Raw genomic sequence first — 18,592 nt, 5'->3', positions numbered from 1 at the left:
ATTGTTGTAGTGGTTACTCTACTAATGACGTACGCTGACCGCATGAACAGTCCACGAGGGCCGGTGGCGGCCGGGCGGCGAGCACTGGGCCCCGACCTGGCCCGGGGCGTGATGCTGCTGTGCATCGCCCTGGCCAACTCCCACTACTTCGTGCGCGGCGACGCCCACCTCGCGGGATTCCCGCTCGACGGCGGCTCCGTGGACCGGGCGGTCGCCTGGGTGATCGCCACCTTCGTGGACGGCCGAGCCTTCCCCATGTTCGGCCTGCTCTTCGGCTACGGCGTCGCCCTCCTGGTCGGCCGCAACACCGACGCGGGCCGCCCCGCCACCCGCGGGCTGCTGTGGCGGCGCGCGGCCGTGCTGGTCGTGGTCGGCGTGGTGGACGGGTTCCTGTTCTACGCCGGGGACATCCTCGCCATGTACGGCGTCCTGCTCCTGCTCGGATCCTTCGCCGTCTTCTGGCGCGACCGCTGGCTCTTGGCCGTGGCCGCCTTGTTCTTCCTGGTCACGTCCCTGCCGGACGCGGGTGTCTACGGTACGGAGGGGCCGGACCCCGTGCTCCTGCCCCCGGACCCGGTCACGATGCTCACCGATCGCGCGGCTGCGGTGGCGCTGGTGTCGCTGGTCGGCCCGATCGGTTTCGCGGCCCCCTTCCTGGTCGGCCTCTGGGCCGGGCGCCGCAGGATGCTGGAGCGCGGGGGACGGCACCGGGGACTCCTGGTCACCACGGCGGTGGTGGGGCCGGTGATCGCCGTGCTCGGCGCGCAGCCGCTGGCCCTGGCGGTCGCGGGCGCGGTCCCGGTGCCACCGGTGCAGGACCAGGCGGTCCTGGGCGCCCTGCACGGCGCGAGCGGGGTCGCGGGCGGGTTCGGCTACGCGGCGCTCATCGCGCTCTTGGCGCTACGGATCGAGCGCCGCCCGGCCCCCGGTCCGGTGGTGACCGCCCTGGCCTCGGCCGGGCAGCGCTCCATGACCGGCTACCTCGCGCAGTCGCCGGTGTGGGCGGTGGTGTTCACGCCGTTCCTCCTCGACCTGTCCGGCACCCTCAGCGTGACGTCGACCGCCCTGCTGGCCACCGGGGTGTGGCTGGCCACCGTCGTCCTGGCCGACTCGATGCGTCGGGCAGGACGACGGGGTCCCTTCGAGACCCTGGTGCGGCGGGTGACCTACGGCCCGGAGCCGGGGGCCGAGCCCAAGGCCGGTCAGGGGGCGGAGCTCGGAGGCGTCTGACCGTCCGGGCCGGTCCGCCCCGGTGTGAGGTCGGGCCGGGTGCTGGGCAGGAACATCGCGGGCACCATCGCGGCGGCGGTCAGGCCGGTCATCCACGCGAAGGTGGCCTGGAAGGCGGTCTCGGGCCGCGCGGTGTCGGCGAGCAGCGACGCCAGCAGCAGGGCCAGCACTGCGGTGCCGATGGCCGCGCCCAGCCGCTGGGTGACGTTCAGGGCGCTGCTGGCCCTGGGCACCCGGTCCGAGGGCAGACCCCGGTAGGCGGTGGCCAGCATCGGCACCATCGCCGCTCCCAGCCCCAGCCCCCGCACGAACATCGCGGCGGCCAGCAGGGCCGGGGAGGTGTCCGGCCCCGCGAGGACGAAGGGGGCGGTGGCGGCCGCGCCCACGAAGAGGCCGCCCACCACCAGGTAGCGCGGACCGACGTTGTCCGTCACCGACCCCATGAACAGGTTCACCAGGGCCACCCCGGCGGCCATCGGCGCCATGAGCAGCCCCGCGGTCATCGCGGAGGTGCCCTGGACCTGCTGGAAGAAGAGCGGGAGCAGGAACATGCCCGCCCACACGCAGATCCCGAACACGAACATGAGCAGGGCCCCCAACCGGAACAGCAGGTTCCGGAACAGGCGGAGGTCGATCACGGGTGGCGGCCCGCCCGGCCTCTCGCGCAGCGCGTGCACGACGAAGCCGACGATCAGCAGCAGGCCGACGCCGGCGAACAGCGGGGCCGGACGGGAGCTTCCCAGCACTGACAGTCCGTAGAGCAGGGTCGCGATACCAGGGGAGAGCAGGAGCAGGCCGACCACGTCGAGCCGTTCGGTGGCGCGGGGGGTGCCCCTGGGCACCCCGCGCACGGCCAGGGCGATCGCGAGCAGGATGAACGGCACGGAGATCACGAAGATCCACCGCCACCCCAGCGTGTCCAGGACGATCCCGCCCAGCACCGGGCCGAGCGCGGGCGCCAGCTGGATGGGCACGCTGATCAGGCCGATGGCCCGGCCGAGCCGCTGCGGACCGGCCGCCTGCACGAGGATCGTCATGACGAGAGGCAGGACCATGCCGCTGCCCAGCCCGGTGAACACGCGGAAGACGATCAGACTCTCGATGGACCACGCGGCGGAGCACAGCAGAGACCCCACCCCGAAGAGCACGAGGGCGGTGATCCACGTGGCCCGCTGGCCGTAGCGGTCGATCGCCCAGCCGGTCACCGGGATCACGGCGGCGGTGGAGAACAGGTAGGCGCTGGCCACCCACTGCGCCGTGGACACGGGGGCGTCCAGCTCGCGGGAGAGGTGGTCCACGGCGACGTTGACGATCGTGGTGTCGAGAAGGGCGGCCATCGAGCCGACCAGCAGGACGGCGGCCAGCTTGATGAGCGGTCGATCGAGCCGGTGGGGCGCGGAGGGGCCCGGGCCGGGCGGCTTCGGGGGGTCGGCGGACACAGCTGAGGAGTGGGGGTCGTGCTTCGCCATACCAGGTAAACTACACGGTGCAGTTTCGCCGGGACCTGGGTGCCTCCCGGTCGACGAGGGACGAGCACGGAGGACGAGGGATGACCGACACGTGCGGAGACGGGCGGGATCGCCGGTCGGCGGTCAAACGCGAGGCCATCACGGAGGCCGCGCTGCGCGTGTTCCTCAGGGAGGGCTACGCGCGGGCCAGCGTCGACGCCATCGCCGCGGACGCCGGGGTCTCCAAGCGCACCATCTACAACCACTTCGAGGACAAGCAGCGGCTGTTCCTCACGATCGTCACCCAGAGCAGCGCCGTCCTGGCGGCCGACCACGCCGAGGCCACCGCCCGCCATCTGGGGCGGGCCGGTGACGCCAGGACCGCGCTCGTCGGGTTCGAGGACGAGTGGCTGTCCCCGCAGGGCCGCCGGGCCGACCACACGGCCCTGGTCCGGCTGCTGATCGGTGAGGCGACCCACTTCCCCGAGGCGGCGCGCGCCTGGTCCGACAGCGGTTCGGAACTGGTGGTGCGGGCCCTGGCCGCGCACCTGCGCGCCCTGGCCGACCGCGGGCTGCTGGAGATCGCCCCGAAGGGGGAGGAGGCCGCGGCCGGGCACTACCTGGCCCTGGTACGCGGCCCCGCCAACAGCAGGTCGTTCTTCGGCGCGCTCCCGCTGCCGGAGGAGGAGCGGATCGCCATGGTCCGCTCCGGAGTGGACGCCTTCCTACGCATCCACGGCCCGGCCCCGGGCCGGTAGGGGTGGAGGGCGCGGGCCGCCCCCACCGGCCCGGCGGCGGCGATCAGCGCTCGGTCGGCTCGGGGGCGGTGCTCGCGGTCTCGGGTGCGGCGTTCGCGGTCTCGGGGGCGCGGGGCGCCGGGGCCACCGCCTGCCCGGGCGCGGGGACCTTGGCTCCGGTCGCCCCCACGTCACGCGTCAGCATGTCGTGCGGGACCGGGCAGCCCTTGGGGAACGTGCCGATGCGGTCCGGCTCGTAGCCTTCGGGGTAGCTGCGGATGTTGGGGCTCATCCGGGCCCAGCGCTGCTCCTTGCGGGGCCTCATCCGCCGCACGATCCTCGCACGCAGCCGCAGGGCGAGGTCCCCGCCCTTGCGCCAGAACGCCGAGGGCTCCGGGTAGTCGAAGGCCTTGATCAGCGGCGGGTCCAGGAGGCCCCGGGTGAAGGGGCGCACCAGCGGGCGCTGCCAGGCAGGGTAGAAGTCGACCATCAGGTCGAGGGTGGCGTCCGAGACCGCGCGCCCGCCCTTGGTGAAGGCGAAGTGCTCCGCCTCGTAGGAGTCCATCAGCTGGCGGAACTCGGCGTAGGTCTCGGGGATGTCCTTGATCCCCATGTGCCGACCGAGCTTGCGGTAGTAGTTCGTGCTGGCCGCGATCTCGTGGTCGCTCAGGCGGCGCCACCCGTAGCCGTAGTCGTTCAGCCAGCGCACCGGCATGACGACGAAGGTGCTCAGCACGTACCGGTAGTCGTCGTTGCTGATGTCGTACGAGCGGTGCATCTGGTTCATCCGGCGCAGCGCGTCGCGGCCCCGGCCCGGGCCGAACCCGTGCTCCATGATGTCGTTCAGGATGAGCGCGGTGTCGTCGTAGCGGTGCTGGGTGCGCTCGGTGAACTCGTGGGTGTCCCCGAGCAGCTGGCCGATGGACGGGACCGCGTAGGTGCGGTACAGGGCCAGGCCCAGTGCCTGCTCCAGGTCCCAGGGGAACTCCAACGTGCCCAGGATCCGCACGATCCGCTCACAGTCGGCCTCCGCGTCCAGGCCGCGGATCTCGTCGCGCCAATGGAAACGCTGCATGGAACTCCACCTTCGTCCTGGACCGCCCGGGGTGTGCCCCGGTTTCCTCCGAACGCCGCCGCCAAGGGCGTGGCGCGCGCCCCGCACTTTACCTGGAACCTACAGGTGTACAAGGGAAGGGGCGACCCTTCCACCTCCGACACCCCGTGCGGCGCGTCCGGCCGCACGAAGGAGGGGCGGGTGGAGCGGAATCCCCCGATCCCCGCTCAACCCGCCCCTCGGCGGCCGGTCGCTACCGCGCGACCGGCCAGGGTCACGCCGCGACCTGCTCCGACACCCGGTTCATCAGGGTCAGCAGCACCTGCTTGGCGGACTCGCGCACACGGGCGTCGCACAACGTCACCGGGATGTCCGGGTTCAGGCTCAGCGCCTCACGGACCTCGTCCGGCTCGTACTGGTGGGCTCCGTCGAAACAGTTCACCGCGACCACGAACGGCACCCCGCGCCGCTCGAAGAAGTCGACCGCCGCGAAACAGGTCTCCAGACGGCGGGTGTCGGCGATGACGACGGCGCCCAGCGCACCCTCGGACAGCTCCTCCCACATGAACCAGAAGCGCTCCTGGCCCGGTGTGCCGAACAGGTACAGCACCAGGGACGGGCTGATGGTGATGCGGCCGAAGTCCAGCGCCACCGTGGTGGTGGTCTTGGACTCCACACCGGAGAGGTCGTCGATGCCGTAACTGGCCTCGGTCATCATCTCTTCGGTGCTGAGCGGAGCGATCTCGCTGACCGCGCCGACCAGGGTGGTCTTCCCGGCGCCGAAACCGCCGGCGACCAGGATCTTGAGTGCGGAGGGGACGGGGGCCTCGGGGCCCGGGTCAGAGTCTCTGGATGCCATCGAGAACCGCCTGGAGTACGTCCCGGCTCACCGGGCTCTTAGCTGTGTAGGGGGCGCGGGCCAGAGCCAGCCCGCGGTTGAGCAGGTCACTGAGCAGGACCTTGACGACGGCCACCGGGATGTCCAGGTGGGCGGACACCTCGGCCACCGACAGGGGACGACGGCACAGCTCCAGGATGCGGAGCTGCTCCGGTTCGAGCGCCATCTCGTCGACCTCGGCCCTCTTGGCCGCGATCACCACGCTGATCATGTCCAGCTGGACGGCGTCGGCGTGGTCACGGCCCTGCGCGATCACGTACGGCCGGACCAGCGGTCCGGCCTCCTCGCTGTCGGGCGCCGCTTCCTCGCCGAAGCCCCCGACGGCGTCGCGGTGCGGCAGACCGTGCTGGGTGTCACCAGGATCGAACTCGTCGTGCGCTTGCATACGGACCCCTATCGCGTGGCTTCCCCGGACGCCTCGTCGGCATCCCCGTGGCGGGGAGCGGTCTCGAGGTAACGGCCCACCTGGTCGACCAGGACGTTCATCTCGTAGGCGATGAGACCGACGTCGGCGCTCTCCTCGGCCAGGACGGCCAGACAGGCGCCGCGACCCGCGCCCGTGACGAAGAGGTAGGCGCTCTCCATCTCGACGACGGTCTGGAGGACCTCGCCGCCGCCGAAGTGACGGCCGGTGCCCCGGGCCAGGCTCTGGAACGCGGAGGCGACCGCGGACAGGTGCTCGGCGTCCTCCTTGACCAGTTCCTTGGAGCGGCCGATCAGCAGGCCGTCAGCGGAGAGGACGATCGCGTGGCGCGAACCCACGGCGCGGTCGAGCAACTCGTCCAGGAGCCAGTCGATGTCCTTCTTGCCCGCGGCGCTTCCGCTGCCGCGCTCAGCGCTTTCGGTACTCGTCACGGTTACGCGTCCTTGTCGGTGTCGTTGGTGTTCTGCTTGCTCTCGCGCCGTCCACGGTCCGTTCCCTGCTGGAACGCGGACATGTTCCGGCGCAGGCGCGCCAGCCGTTCGGTGCCCTCCAGGTTGGACTCGGCGGAGGCGCCACCGGAGTTGGGTCCGAAGGTCCCCGACTCGGTGGGTTCGGTCGCCAGCTGCGGCGCCAGGTTCTCCTGCGGCCGACGCTTGGGCAGCGCGGGCCGGTCTCCGCCCGCCTCGACGGTCTCGGGCTCCTCAGAGTTCTCAGGTGCCTCGGCGGGGGGTGCGGCCGTCTCGGACGGCGCGCTCGCCTCGGGTGAGGAGGTTTCCCCGGTCGGGGCCTCCTGGGGGGCGTCCGGCACCGCGCTGATACGGGGGTTGCGGGTGGGCAGGACGGGGCGGGACTCGTCCTGCCTGACGGGGGCACTGAGCAGGTCGCTCTCCGCCGACTCCGGGGCGGTGGAGCCGGCCGGACCCTCCGGCTCCTCCACGCTCGGGGAGGTGGAGACCGAGGTCAGTACGGGCTTGCCGGGCCGGGCGGACCGGCCCGCCTCCAGAGCGACCTCGGGGGTGCGGTCGACGATCTCGCGCACCTCCCAGATGTCGCCGGGCTCCTCCGAGGAGGGCAGCGGCGTGCGGTCGCCCGAGATGAGCTCCTGCGGCAGCAGCACGATCGCCTGGACACCGCCGTACGGCGACGGGCGCAGGTGCACCCTGATCCCGTGGCGGTGCGCCAGGTGCGAGACCACGAACAGGCCGAGGCGCATCTTCTCGTTGAGACGCATGACGTCGAACTCGGGCGGGTCCGCCAGCAGGGCGTTGGTCGAGGTGAACTCGGCTTCGGTCATGCCCAGACCGCGGTCCTCGATCTCGATCGTCACACCGTTGGGCACGTCGTCGCTGCTCAGGCGCACCTGGGTGTGCGGAGGAGAGAACATGGCGGCGTTGTCGACCAGCTCGGCGACCAGGTGGATGACGTCCGCGACCGCGGGACCGTTGAGGTTCACGCGGGCGATGCGCTCACGCTTGACCCGCGTGTAGTCGCCGGACTCCGAGATCGCGCCGCGCAGGACGTCGATCAGCGGCATCGGGCGGTGCCAGGTACGGCCAGGCGCCTCGCCACCGAGGATCAGCAGGTTCTCGGCGTTTCGGCGGGAGCGGGTGGCCAGGTGGTCCAGCTTGAACAGCTGGGCGAGCTGGTCCGGGTCCTCCTGCTCGCGCTCCATCTTGTCCAGGAGCCGGAGCTGGCGGTGCACCAGCGTCTGGCTGCGGTGGGCGATGTTGAGGAAGACGCGGTTGACGCCGTGGCGCAGTTCGGTCTGCTGGACGGCCTCCTCGACGGCGGCCCGCTGGGCGGTGTTGAACGACTTGGCGACGTCACCGATCTCGTCGTCCTCCGTGCGCAGTTCGGGCAGGGAGGAGACGATGTCCACGCGCTCGCCTCGGTGCAGGCGGCCCATGATCTCGGGCAGCTTGTTCTCGGCCAGGTCCTGGGACTCCTCGCGCAGGGTGAGCAGCCGCGAGGTGAGGTTCCGGGAGGAGCGTCGGGCCAGGGTGAACGCGACCAGGATGACGGCGGCGACACCGAGGCTGCCGCCGACCGCGAGCATCACCGCGCTGTTGGCGTCGTCGCGGGTCACCTCGGCGGCGTACAGCGACTCCTCCGCGCCCAGCTCGGTGAGCTCGGTGATCACGTGCAGGTACGCGGCGTCCCACTCGGACTCGGAGACCGGCATGGAGAGGTCGTCGACCGTCTCCGGGACGAGGGTGACGGGGTCGGTGACCGTGGTGGTCTCGACCTGGCGGTCGGTGATCCGCTCCGAGAGCCGGTTGAGGGTGGCGTACTCGGGGCTCTCCCGAACGGCCTCGTACCGCTCCAGCAGACCGTCGCCCGCGAGGTAGGGGGCGTTGGCGTCCAGGAGGGCCTCGAAGGCGCCCATCATCCTGGTGAACTCTCGCTGGTCCTCGACGGTGAGGTCGCCGGTGGCGAAGGCGCGGGCGAGCTGGGCGTCGGCCTGCGCGGCCACGTCCACGGTGCGGAAGAGGTAGATGGCGGTGAAGCCGGGGCTGACCGCGTCCCCCTCGTTGCCCTCGCGGCCCTGGCTGTCGAAGCTGTCGGCGCCGTGCAGGACGAGTTCGTTGTAGTAGTCCAGGACGTCGGCGCGGGAGGCGTCACCGTCGTCGACGCTCGTACGGACGTCGCCGATCTCCTGGTACATGTCGTACAGCATCTCGATGTGCATGCCGCCCTCGCCGGGAGCGAGGTCGGCGAAGCCCATCAGGTCGTCCAGTACGGCACCGAGCGAATCGTCGGTGGCCTGGCGGCTCTGCTCCAGCCGCTGCGCCAGTTCGGCGTCGTCGGGGTCCTCGATGTAGGCGATCGTGGCCGAGCGCTCGGACATCGCGGAGACGAGGCCGACGGCCGCGGGGGTGACGAGGTCGTCGGTGGCCTTGGAGCGGATCAGCTGGTAGACAGCGTCGCCGCCGAGGACGATGGTGAGGATCAACCACAGTGCGAACAGCGCGGTGGTGGGGATCATGACCATGGCGCGAATACGGGCGGCGATGGTCCGCCCACGTTTCTTCGGTACTGCCTGCACGGTTCTCCTGTCGATCCGCGTCAAAGTCTTCTCAGGCACTGTCGGAGCCGGGCGGTCGCCTGGCCGCGTCCTGCGGGCCGGCGTGCGCGGACCTCCCGTCGTGTGGTCCGCGCTCGTCCCTCCAGGGGGTGGGCTCGCCGGAGAGTAACCACATGCGGGGGTTTTCGGCGTTGGGGATCGTATCTCGCCCGAGAAACGGCGGATTATCCGGGTGGTGCAGGCAGTCTGCCATGAAGTAGTGAATTGTTCACACAAGGCCTCGTATGACGCTCGCGAACCACCAGATGGGTGATCAAGGCGCTCACCCTGGGACGAACTTCACATGGGGCTCCGGGGTGTGGAGCGGGGGAGCGCGTTCGGGTCCGAGGGGGCACTCGCAGAGTGATATCACGGTTCCCTCCCCACACGGGCGCGGCCCGTACTAGCCTGGCGCCCCGGGAACGAGCAAGGGGAACGCACACGCCATGGGGCAACCGTTCGGCGGAGGTCAGGCCGCCATCGAGGTGGCGGTCGCCGCCATTCCGCTGTTGATGGTCACCGCATCCGCCCTCTACCTGCGCGGACAGCACCGGAGGTACGGGCGCCTGGTGGGCTGGCCCGGACAGCTCACCCTCGCGGCACTGCTCACCGGGCTCGGTCTGGCCGTCTACGCCGTCTGGCCGCTGCCCGCCTCCGCGGACGGGCTGTGCGCCGTCGAACCCGCCACCGCGCCGCCCCTGACCGTGCGCGACGCGGCGCTGGCCCTGGCGGTCTTCCTGCCGGTCGGCCTGCTGGCCCGCGCCCGGTTCCGCCGGGGCCCGCTCACCACACTCGCCCTCGGTGCCGCCCTGGCCCTCGCGGTGACCCTGGTCCGCGCCACCGGGGTCCTCGGCCTGTATCCGTGCGCCTACGACACCGTCGCGTTCGAGACGGCCGGGATCGGCGTCGCCGCGACCCTGCTGGGCTGGCTGTCGGCCCGGTGGGTGCCGGTGGTGTGGCCCTATGGTCCGCACCGGTCCTGGCCCGCCGCCGTTCCGGACCGGGTCGCCCCCGACCTCGGCCGAAGGATGCTCGGCACCCTGCTGGACCTGGGTCTGTGGTGGTTCGGCGCGGCCACGTTCGTCGCCCTGGTCGGCGCCAGCGGCGGGGTTCGCCCCGGCGCACGGGACGATGTCCTCGCCGGCGCCCTCCTGGCCCTGGCCGTGGTCTTCGCCCTGGTCATGCCGCTGCTGCGCCGCGACCGGAGCACCCCGGGGGCGGCGGCGGTCCGTCTGGCCCTCACCGAGTGGCAACGGCCCCGACCGGCCCCCCGGCTGCGCGTCCTGGCGCGCACGGCGCTGCTGCACGCACCGGTCGTCGCGCTGATCGCCCTCGGCCTGCCGTGGTTCTCCCTCGCCGTCGTCGCGCTGCACGCGAGTACCGCGGTGGTCCGCCCGGACGGCGCGGGCCTGGCCGACCTCGTCTGCCGCGTGCGGGTCCGCACCCGGTCCAGTCTCAACGGCGAACTGCCCGGACGCCTGGTCCGCTACGCCCCTCCCCGGGAGGAGACTCCCGCCCCGGTGTGAGCGCCTAGTTCTCCCCCCAGTGGAGATAGCCCAGGAACAGGCCGATGAGCACCAGCACCAGCCCGAGCCCCCCGAACATGCCGCGGACCCAGTGGCTCAGCCAGGGCGCGGAGACGATCCGGGCCCGCTCGGGGGACTCCGGGTCGTAGGAGACGGTGACGATCTCCCCGGCACGGGAGGCCATCCACCCGGTGTTCTCGTGCTCCGCGTGGACCTCCCTGCCGTCCTCGGTCTGGAACTGCACGATCATCCGGGAGGCCACCGACGTCTCGTGGTAGCCGATCACCCTCCCCTTGGCGCGCACGCCGTTGCGGACCAGGAGCAGTTCGGTGCGGGTGTCCCTGGTGACCATCCACAGCAGGACGGCACCGACGATCACGGGCAGCAGAGGGTACAGGTCGACCATGGCGGGGGATCCTCTCCGGGGTTCTTCTTCAGGATGTCAGCGCGGGGAGGCGGGGGAGCCGATGAGTCCGTCGGCCATGTGCGCCAGGGTGGTGTGGATCTCCTCGACGGGACGCTCTGGCTGGAGGGTACGCCAGTCGAGGGCCACGGTCACCACCATGCCGAACAGTGCCGATCCCGCAAGGGCCGTGTCCAGGTCCGGTCGCGTCAGGCCGCGTTCCACCATGGCGTCGAGCTGCCCGGTGATGACGCCGATGGCCTCGGTGCGGATCTGTCGGATGGTCGCGTACCAGGCCCGGTTGGTGCGCCAGGCCTCGGCCATCAGCAGCCGGGCCAGTGCCTCGTGGGTGCTGATGAACACCACGCCCGCGCGCAGCACCGTCGCCAGGGCCTCCCGGGGTTCGACCTGCCGCTCGGGGGCGGGGACCGAGGCGCGCAGTGTGTCGGCCAGCCGGGTGATGCCCCACTCCATCAGGGCCGCGTACAGCTCGTTCTTGCCAGCGAAGTTGTAGTAGACAGTGCCCTTGGCGACTCCGGCGCGCTCGGCGATCTCGTCGACCGTGGTCGAGCCGTATCCCTGTTCGGAGATCAGCGTGACCGCCGCCTCGAACAGCTTCCGCCGGGTGGCCTCACGGCGCCCGCTGCGGGGCCTGTCTGCTTCGGTCACGTTCATCGGTTTCCTATCTTTTTGCATCTCCGCTTCGCTTCGATGCGTGTTCGGTGCCTTTGCAGAGGAACCTTCGGCGCCTGCGGTGTGATGGCTCGTTCCTCGCAATCCCACCTCCACCACCTCCAGAACCCTCTCCGGCACTCTCACCTTTTTGGGCCTCCGCTTCGCTTTGGCCCGGGGTTCGGTGCCTTTGCAGAGGAACCTTCGGCGCCTTCGGTGTGATGGCTCGTTCCTCGCAATCCCACCTCCACCACCTCCAGAACCCTCTCCGGCACCGAACGGGCACCCCCTTGTGGTCAAGCTTCGCAGGCGGACCCTCGGCTTGTGGCTGAGGCGGGCGCTCGGCACTCAACCGGGGTTGAGGCTCCCGTTCGGTTCTTCGGAAGTGACCGAAGTGGGGCGGACCGGCTTCCTCCTGTCGCTGAGGTGCGCGGGCAGGGTTCTCGGCCTGTGGTTGAGGTTGGCGGATGGGCCTTTTGCCAGGTGACGGTTGGTGGACGGGGGCATCCTGGGTCCGAGGTGAGCGAGTGGGCCTCACACCTGGGGTCGAGGCTCCCGTTCGGTTCTTCGGTGGTGGCTGAGATGGACCGGGCGGGACCTCGTGGGCCGGGGGCGCCCGTGGTGGGCGCCCCCGGATGTCAGATCTTCAGCGCCGGATAGAGCGTGGACATCGTCCACACCCGCTTGCTGTTCACCGCCCTCCAGGTGAGCAGCAGGGGCACCACGAGCCACAGGGCCATCACCCCGAAGGCCTGCGCGACCAGCATCATGTCCCCGCCGCCGATCAGATGGCGCATGGCGGTCACTGCCCAGTGCAGGGGCAGGTACGGACCGATCGCCTGGAAGAACGTCGGACTCGTCTCGATCGGGTAGGTACCGCCCGCCGACGTCAGCTGGAGGACCAGCAGCGCCAGCGCGACGACCCGGCCCGCCGCGTTGAACCTCACGTTCAGGTACTGGACGGTCGTGGTGAAGGCGGCCGAGGTGAGCGCCAGGAAGGCGAGCATCAGCGGCCAGTTCTGGGCCTGCAACCCCAGGGTCAGGTGCAGGACGGTCATCATGACCGCCACCTGCGCCCAGCCGAGCAGCAGCGGCACGACACGTCCGGACAGCGCCACCCGCCAGGACGGTGCGGAGGAGGCCAGGGCCCGGGTGGACAGCGCGGGCAGGACCATGAACACCACCATGGCGCCCACCCACAGGGACAGGGGCACGAAGAACGGGGCGAAGCCCGTGCCGTAGTTGGGCGCCTCGTTGTCCACCTCGCTGTCCAGACGGACCGGCTCGCTCATCATGTCGGTGGCGCTGACCCGGCCGTCGTCGGAGTAGGTGGGGATCTCGTCCGTGCCGTCGGACAGCCCCTCGGCGAGTTCGTCCGAACCCGAGGCCAGGTCACCCAGGCCCTCGTGGAGGTCTCCGGCGCCGCCGCTGAGCTGCCCCAGCCCGCTGTTCAGCTCCCCGGCGCCCGTGGAGGCCTCGGAGAGTCCGTCGCGGAGCGTGCGCGAACCCTCGGCCAGGTCCTCCAGACCCTCGGCGAGCTCGTCGGCCCTGGCCCTCGCGTCCTTGGCGTCCTCGGCCATGGTGGGCAGGTCCTCGGACAGGGTCGCGGCCTTCTCGCTGAGCGCGGCGGCCTCGGCGGCGGTCGCGTTGATGTCCTCGCGGTTGTCGTTGACGTAACCGGCCACCGACAGCGCGGTGTCCATGGCCTCCTGGAGGTCGGTGAGCAGCGCGTGCAGGTCGGGCTGCTCCTCTTCGAGCTCGGGGTGGTCCCGGAGGTAGGTGGACAGGCGGCCGTCCACCTCACTCAGGGCGGTGACGTCGATCTCCTGAGGCAGGTCCTCCAGGGCCTCGGACACCCCGGCGGAGACCTTCGCGGCCTCCCCGGCGCGCTGCTGGATGTCGGGGATGTCCTCCTCCAGCTGCGGCAGCCACTCGTCGGCCAGGTCGTCGAGCTTGTCGACCTGGTCGGAGACCTGGGTGGAGGCGCTCGTGGCACCGGAGGCGAGGGTCCTGGAGCCCTCGTGGAGCTCCCCGATACCCCCGCTGAGCGTGCCGGCCCCCTCGTGGGCGCCGTCGATGCCCTCGGAGAGTTCACCGGATCCGCTCTCGGCGTCTCCGGCGCCGGTGGCGATCTCCCCGGCGCCGTCGGCCGCCTCCTCCGTCTTGCCGTGGATCTCGTTGAAGCCCAGGAAGATCTGGTCCAGGTAGTCGCTGATGGCCGAGGAGGCCGCCGCCGCGCGGATCTCGTTGAAGGCGCTGCCCGCGAGCTGGCGTACGACGTAGCTGTTGGAGTCGTTGTAGTTGGCGACCAACAGCGCGGGGACCGGGTCCTCGCGGTCCCGCGAGGGCGAGGTGAGGGCCTCACTGAAGTACGTGGGGATGGTGAGGGTGACGTAGTAGGTGCCGTCCTCCAGCCCCTGGGAGGCGTCGGCGGCGTCCACCAGGTGCCAGTCGAGGTCGCCCCGCTCCAGGAGGGTGTCGCTGAGCTCCTCGCCCGCGTTGACCTCCTCGTCGTCGACCTCGGCGCCCTCGTCCTCGTTCACCAGGGCTACCGGCAGGTGCTCCATCCGGTCGAAGGGGTCCCAGAACGACCACAGGTACATGCCGGAGTACAGCAGGGGGATGAGCATGAGCGCGGCCAGCGCCGCTGTGGGCAGCGGTGACCGCAGGAAGGACCGCATGGTGAGCAGCCCGAGCCTGGGCACCGACATGAACCGGTAGACCGGCGCGTCGTCGTTCTTCCCGGCGCCCTCCTTCTTCCTGTCACGAACGCCCACGGTGCCTGCCCCCCTTCGGAGCGGGTCCGTCCCCGGACGGTGAGCCCGCGCCGGGAGCGTCCGTCACGGGGTCCTCGTGGTCGAGCAGTCGGTCGATCCCGATCACTTCCTCGGTCGGTGCCTTCTCGGAGTCCTCTCCGGCGGCCGGGTCCCCGTCCTCCGCGCCGTCGCCCTGCCTGATCAGGAGGGGGCCCTGGGTGTCGGGTCCGGCCACGGCGTCGAGTTCCTGGGCGTCGGCGCAGGTGGCGATGACGGTGAGTCCCTCGTCGGTGAGGTTCCTCAGGGACCGCCACATGTCGGCCTGGTGTTCGCGGCTGAGGCCGCCGTCCACGTTGTCGACCACGAGCAGGCGCGGTTCGTAGACCAGCGCGAGCGCGACACCGAGGCGCCGCCGCTCCAGCATGGAGAGCTCCTTGACCATCGTGCGGCGGTCCAGGTCGGCCAGGTCGGCCGCCTCCATCGCCTGGTCGGTCACGGACCGCGCCGCGGGGCGCATGCGCAGCAGGCGGGCCTCGGAGAGGTGTTCGCTCACCCGCAGGCGGTCGTCGAGGGCGTTGACGTCGTCCATCAGCCCGAGCGAGCTGATCCGCCGTACCCTCCGTGCCTGCTCGGGCAGCGAGTATCCGTCGACGTGCAGGCTGCCCGCGGTCGGCCTCATCCGGCCGGACAGGGTGAGCAGCAGCGCGCTGCGTCCGCCCCCGGAGTCCGCCTGGAAGACGGTGAGCGTTCCGGGCCGGGCGGTGAAGTCGACCCCCGTGTAGACGGGTCCCTCTCGGGTGGTGAGTGTGACGCCCTCGGCGTGCACACGAGCTCCGGTGGCCCGACGCATTCTTGCGACCTCCCCTTTTTTGAACTGACCAGTCAGTACAAATTCACGGCTCCACGGTACTGCTCCGGGGCGGCGCTCCCGAGCGTTCGGGTCTGTGTCCTCGCGCACAACGCGACGCACCACGGGCGGGAGGATCGGCGCGCGAAAAATGAGGGGTGCTGGCCCCGGGTTCGAAGTCAGGTACGTTGATACGTAATTACGTAGAAATGGCGATCTCAGGGAGACCAGCATGCGCGGCATCCTCACGAACCTCGGCGGACCCCTGCTGGTGGTGTACTTCGCCTACGCCGCCGTGGCGATCGCCTTCGATCTCCCCTTGGAGCCGCTGCTGCCCCTGCTCCTCCTCGCCGGGGTGTTCCTCGTCGGCCCGCGACTGTGGACCCGGAAGCCCTCCGAACAGGCCGTGCGGGACGCCACCGTCGAGGTGGCCCCGCCGGTCACCGGTGAGTGGGTGGGACTCAACAGTCCGGCGGACAGGGTGCCCAGCCACGGCACCCACCAGTACGGCCAGACCTACGCGATCGACGTCTACGTGGACGAGGGCAGACCCCCGGGCCGCAACTACTGGTGGCCGCTCTCGCGCCGCCCCGACGACGGCTATCCCGCCTTCGACCAGCCGCTCCTCGCGGTCGCCGACGCCACCGTCGTGCGCGTGCGCGACGGCCAACGTGACCACCGCAGCCGCGACACCTGGCCCGCGCTGCCCTACATGTTCCTCGAAGGGATCGTCCGGAGCCTCGGAGGTGCGCGCCGGGTGATCGGCAACCACGTCGTCCTGGACCTCGGCGACGGTGTGTACGCCGCCTACGCACACCTGAGGAGGGGGTCAGCCGAGGTCCGCGAGGGCGACCGGGTCACCGTCGGAGAGCGGATCGGGCGGTGCGGCAACTCGGGAAACTCCAGCGAGCCCCACCTGCACTTCCAGCTCATGGACCACCCCGACCCCCACCGGGCAGTCGGCGTCCCCTTCCGTTGGACCGGGGTCGGAGTCCCTGCCGCGGGGCAGTCCTTCACCGGCCTAGACTGCGCCTGAGAGCCCGGACGGGGAGCGGACGAGGAACCGAGGAACACACGTGAGCGACGTCGCGCAGCGGGCGGCCCAGGCCCTGGACGACCCGGAGAACTGGCCGAGCGACCCCAAGGAGGCGGTGGCCCGGCAGCGCCTGCTGGCCGACCGGGTCCGCACGGAGGCACTCGACCCGGACTCGGTGCGCTACGTGGCGGGCCTCGACGTCAGCTACGGAGTGGGTGACAAGGAGCTCGCGGCCGCCGCCGTGGTCCTGGACGCCCGCACTCTGGAGGTGGTGGACACCTCCCTGGTCGCCGACACCCCGTCCTTCCCCTACATCTCCGGACTGTTCGCCTTCCGGGAGCTGCCCCCCGTGCTCCGCGCCATCGAGGGCCTGTCCGTCACCCCGGACGTGTTCGTCTGCGACGGCTTCGGCCTCGCCCACCCGCGCCGCTTCGGGATCGCCAGCCACCTGGGGGTCCTCATCGACGCTCCGGTGGTCGGCTCCGCCAAGTCCGTGCTCTACGGCCGCAACTCCATGCCGGGGGAAGAGCGCGGCTCGTGGACGCCCATGGTCGCCGGCCGCTCCGAACTGGTCGAGGACACCGAGACCCTCGCCGCGGAGGGAGGCGAGGTCATCGGCCGCGTCCTGCGCACCCGCGCCCGGACCAAGCCCGTCTACGTCTCCGTGGGCCACCGCGTGGACCTGGAGGGCTCCGCCGACCTCATCCTGCGCGTGTCCCCCAAGTACCGCGTCCCCGAACCCATCCGGCACGCTGACCGCCTCTGCGGCCAGTACCGCAAGGAACACGTGGCCGCCCAGGGAGGGACCGCCGAACCCGCCTAGGGCGGACCGGCCCCGGACACGCGGAAGGGGAGGGGCCCGAAGACCCCTCCCCTTCACGGAGGTCCCGTAAGGGGACCCGTGTCGTCTACCAGCCGTTCTCCACGGGGCGGCCCTCGTTGTACCCGGCGGCGCTCTGCACGCCGACCACGGCGCGCTCGTGGAACTCCGCCAGCGAGGTGGCGCCCGCGTACGTCATGGAGCTGCGCACACCGGCGATGATCTGGTCGATCAGGTCCTCGACACCGGGACGCTCGGCGTCCAGGTACATGCGGCCGGTCGAGATGCCCTCCTCGAACAGCGCCTTGCGGGCCCGCTCGAACGGGGAGTCCTCGGACGTGCGCAGACGCACCGCACGCGCCGAGGCCATTCCGAAGCTCTCCTTGTACTGGCGCCCCTGGGCGTCACGCATGACGTCGCCGGGCGACTCGTAGGTACCGGCGAACCAGGAACCCACCATCACGTTGGAGGCACCGGCGGCCAGGGCCAGGGCGACGTCACGCGGGTGGCGCACCCCTCCGTCCGCCCACACGTGCCTGCCCAGCTCACGGGCGGCGGCCGCGCACTCCAGCACGGCGGAGAACTGCGGACGGCCGACGGCGGTCATCATCCGGGTGGTGCACATCGCGCCCGGACCCACGCCGACCTTGACGATGTCGGCCCCGGCCTCGATGAGGTCCCGGGTGCCCTGCGCGGTCACGATGTTGCCCGCGACGATCGGCACGTTCGGCGACAGCGCGCGGACCTTGCGGATCGCGGAGATCATCTTCTCCTGGTGGCCGTGCGCGGTGTCGATCACCAGGGTGTCCACCCCGGCCTCGAGCAGCTCGGCGGCCTTACCGGACACGTCGCCGTTGATGCCCACCGCGGCCGCGATGCGCAGCCGGTTCCGGTCGTCCACGGCGGGCCGGTACAGGGTGGAGCGCAGCGCGCCGGTGCGGCTGAGCACGCCCACCAGGGCACCGTTCCCGTCGACGACCGGGGCCAGACGGTGCCGGTTCTCGTGGAGTATCCCGAACGCGGCCTGCGGCTCGGTGCCCTCGGGGATGGTCAGCAACTCGGCGGACATCACGTCGTGCAGTTGGGCGAACCGGTCGGCTCCCGCGCAGTCCGCCTCGGTGACCACGCCGACCGGGCGGCGCGCGTCGTCGACCACGATGACGGCGTTGTGCGCCCGCTTGGGCAGCAGGTTGAGCGCCTCACCGACGGTACTGGTGGGGTTCAGGGTGATGGCGGTGTCGTAGACCAGGTCGCGCTGCTTGGTCCACGCGATGACGTCGGAGACCACCTCGAAGGGGATGTCCTGCGGGATGACGGCGATACCGCCCCGACGGGCGACCGTCTCGGCCATCCTGCGGCCCGCCACGGCGGTCATGTTCGCGACGACCAGCGGCATGGTGGTGCCGGTGCCGTCAGGGGAGGACAGGTCGACGCTCAGCCGGGAACCCACGGCGCTGCGGCCCGGGACCATGAAGACGTCGCTGTAGGTCAGGTCCTGGCTGGGAACCTGGTCGTTGAGAAAACGCAATGCCTCTACCTCGGTCAAGACCGAAGGGGGTGGACCACTCCGCCCGACTGCGCGCGGGCGGCACCCTGTTGATCCCCCTCTTACCTGTCAAGTATGCCGTCACCGATTAGGTTGGGGGTACCCCCGTCTGGCATGATGACTCGATTCCC

The 18,592-nt window shown here is 71.1% G+C and carries 16 protein-coding genes; 5 read left to right on the top strand and 11 right to left on the bottom strand.

The features are described from left to right. Positions 1-42 precede the first annotated feature (42 nt). On the top strand, positions 43-1,230 hold the full coding sequence (locus BDW27_RS10465) for a DUF418 domain-containing protein (protein ID WP_233515715.1): 1,188 nt from the start codon (positions 43-45) through the stop codon (positions 1,228-1,230). Here the strand turns inward: BDW27_RS10465 and BDW27_RS10460 are convergent. After that, complete coding sequence (locus BDW27_RS10460; protein WP_110049164.1) at positions 1,203-2,699, bottom strand: DHA2 family efflux MFS transporter permease subunit; 1,497 nt, start codon at positions 2,697-2,699, stop codon at positions 1,203-1,205. The two genes, BDW27_RS10465 and BDW27_RS10460, sit on opposite strands and share 28 nt — an antisense overlap. 80 nt (positions 2,700-2,779) lie before the next feature. On the opposite strand from BDW27_RS10460, the gene BDW27_RS10455 reads away from it, so the two are divergent. Continuing rightward, positions 2,780-3,436, top strand: a complete 657-nt coding sequence (locus BDW27_RS10455) for a TetR/AcrR family transcriptional regulator (RefSeq protein WP_017546023.1) — start codon at positions 2,780-2,782, stop codon at positions 3,434-3,436. 43 nt (positions 3,437-3,479) lie between these two features. Here the strand turns inward: BDW27_RS10455 and BDW27_RS10450 are convergent, their stop codons facing one another. From BDW27_RS10450 to BDW27_RS10430, 5 genes are all read right to left on the bottom strand, one after another. Beyond that, positions 3,480-4,490, bottom strand: a complete 1,011-nt coding sequence (locus BDW27_RS10450) for an oxygenase MpaB family protein (protein ID WP_110049163.1) — start codon at positions 4,488-4,490, stop codon at positions 3,480-3,482. A 253-nt stretch (positions 4,491-4,743) separates the two neighbouring features. Then, positions 4,744-5,328, bottom strand: coding sequence for an ATP/GTP-binding protein (locus tag BDW27_RS10445; protein WP_110049162.1), 585 nt, complete (start codon positions 5,326-5,328; stop codon positions 4,744-4,746). Then, positions 5,309-5,752: a DUF742 domain-containing protein gene (locus BDW27_RS10440; protein WP_017546026.1), complete on the bottom strand. Its 444-nt coding sequence runs from the start codon at positions 5,750-5,752 to the stop codon at positions 5,309-5,311. The genes BDW27_RS10445 and BDW27_RS10440 overlap by 20 nt, the downstream gene beginning before the upstream one ends. A gap of 8 nt (positions 5,753-5,760) precedes the next feature. Beyond that, complete coding sequence (locus tag BDW27_RS10435; RefSeq protein WP_110049161.1) at positions 5,761-6,222, bottom strand: roadblock/LC7 domain-containing protein; 462 nt, start codon at positions 6,220-6,222, stop codon at positions 5,761-5,763. Between the two features lie 2 nt (positions 6,223-6,224). Continuing rightward, on the bottom strand, positions 6,225-8,837 hold the full coding sequence (locus BDW27_RS10430; RefSeq protein WP_255421475.1) for a nitrate- and nitrite sensing domain-containing protein: 2,613 nt from the start codon (positions 8,835-8,837) through the stop codon (positions 6,225-6,227). A 464-nt stretch (positions 8,838-9,301) separates the two neighbouring features. Here BDW27_RS10430 and BDW27_RS10425 point away from each other — a divergent pair, with 464 nt between their 5' ends. Then, positions 9,302-10,381 carry an RDD family protein gene (locus tag BDW27_RS10425; protein ID WP_110049159.1) on the top strand — a complete coding sequence of 360 codons (1,080 nt, stop codon included), beginning with the start codon at positions 9,302-9,304 and terminating at the stop codon, positions 10,379-10,381. A 4-nt stretch (positions 10,382-10,385) separates the two neighbouring features. Here the strand turns inward: BDW27_RS10425 and BDW27_RS10420 are convergent, their stop codons facing one another. From BDW27_RS10420 to BDW27_RS10400, 4 genes are all read right to left on the bottom strand, one after another. Continuing rightward, complete coding sequence (locus BDW27_RS10420) at positions 10,386-10,787, bottom strand: DUF3592 domain-containing protein (protein ID WP_017546030.1); 402 nt, start codon at positions 10,785-10,787, stop codon at positions 10,386-10,388. A gap of 36 nt (positions 10,788-10,823) precedes the next feature. Next, positions 10,824-11,453: a TetR/AcrR family transcriptional regulator gene (locus BDW27_RS10415; protein ID WP_370446477.1), complete on the bottom strand. Its 630-nt coding sequence runs from the start codon at positions 11,451-11,453 to the stop codon at positions 10,824-10,826. Positions 11,454-12,094: 641 nt separating this feature from the next. Next, positions 12,095-14,167, bottom strand: coding sequence for a YhgE/Pip domain-containing protein (locus BDW27_RS10405; RefSeq protein WP_110049311.1), 2,073 nt, complete (start codon positions 14,165-14,167; stop codon positions 12,095-12,097). A gap of 52 nt (positions 14,168-14,219) precedes the next feature. After that, positions 14,220-15,062 (bottom strand): ATP-binding cassette domain-containing protein, encoded by an 843-nt coding sequence (locus BDW27_RS10400; protein ID WP_110049156.1) that lies wholly within the window; start codon positions 15,060-15,062, stop codon positions 14,220-14,222. A gap of 229 nt (positions 15,063-15,291) precedes the next feature. On the opposite strand from BDW27_RS10400, the gene BDW27_RS10395 reads away from it, so the two are divergent. Continuing rightward, positions 15,292-16,095: a M23 family metallopeptidase gene (locus BDW27_RS10395; RefSeq protein ID WP_110049155.1), complete on the top strand. Its 804-nt coding sequence runs from the start codon at positions 15,292-15,294 to the stop codon at positions 16,093-16,095. A 40-nt stretch (positions 16,096-16,135) separates the two neighbouring features. Then, the gene (locus BDW27_RS10390) at positions 16,136-16,918 is read left to right on the top strand and encodes an endonuclease V (protein WP_110049154.1); all 783 of its coding nucleotides are present in this window, start codon (positions 16,136-16,138) and stop codon (positions 16,916-16,918) included. 85 nt (positions 16,919-17,003) lie between these two features. Here BDW27_RS10390 and BDW27_RS10385 read toward each other — a convergent pair whose 3' ends face one another. Then, positions 17,004-18,443 (bottom strand): GuaB1 family IMP dehydrogenase-related protein, encoded by a 1,440-nt coding sequence (locus BDW27_RS10385; protein WP_017546036.1) that lies wholly within the window; start codon positions 18,441-18,443, stop codon positions 17,004-17,006. Positions 18,444-18,592: the final 149 nt, after the last annotated feature.

Origin of the sequence: Nocardiopsis sp. L17-MgMaSL7 (assembly GCF_003182025.1) — a bacterium.
GTDB classification, from domain to species: Bacteria; Actinomycetota; Actinomycetes; order Streptosporangiales; family Streptosporangiaceae; genus Nocardiopsis; species Nocardiopsis prasina.
Note: the sequence above shows the minus strand (reverse complement) of the source record. Positions and strands in the feature narration are given on the sequence as shown.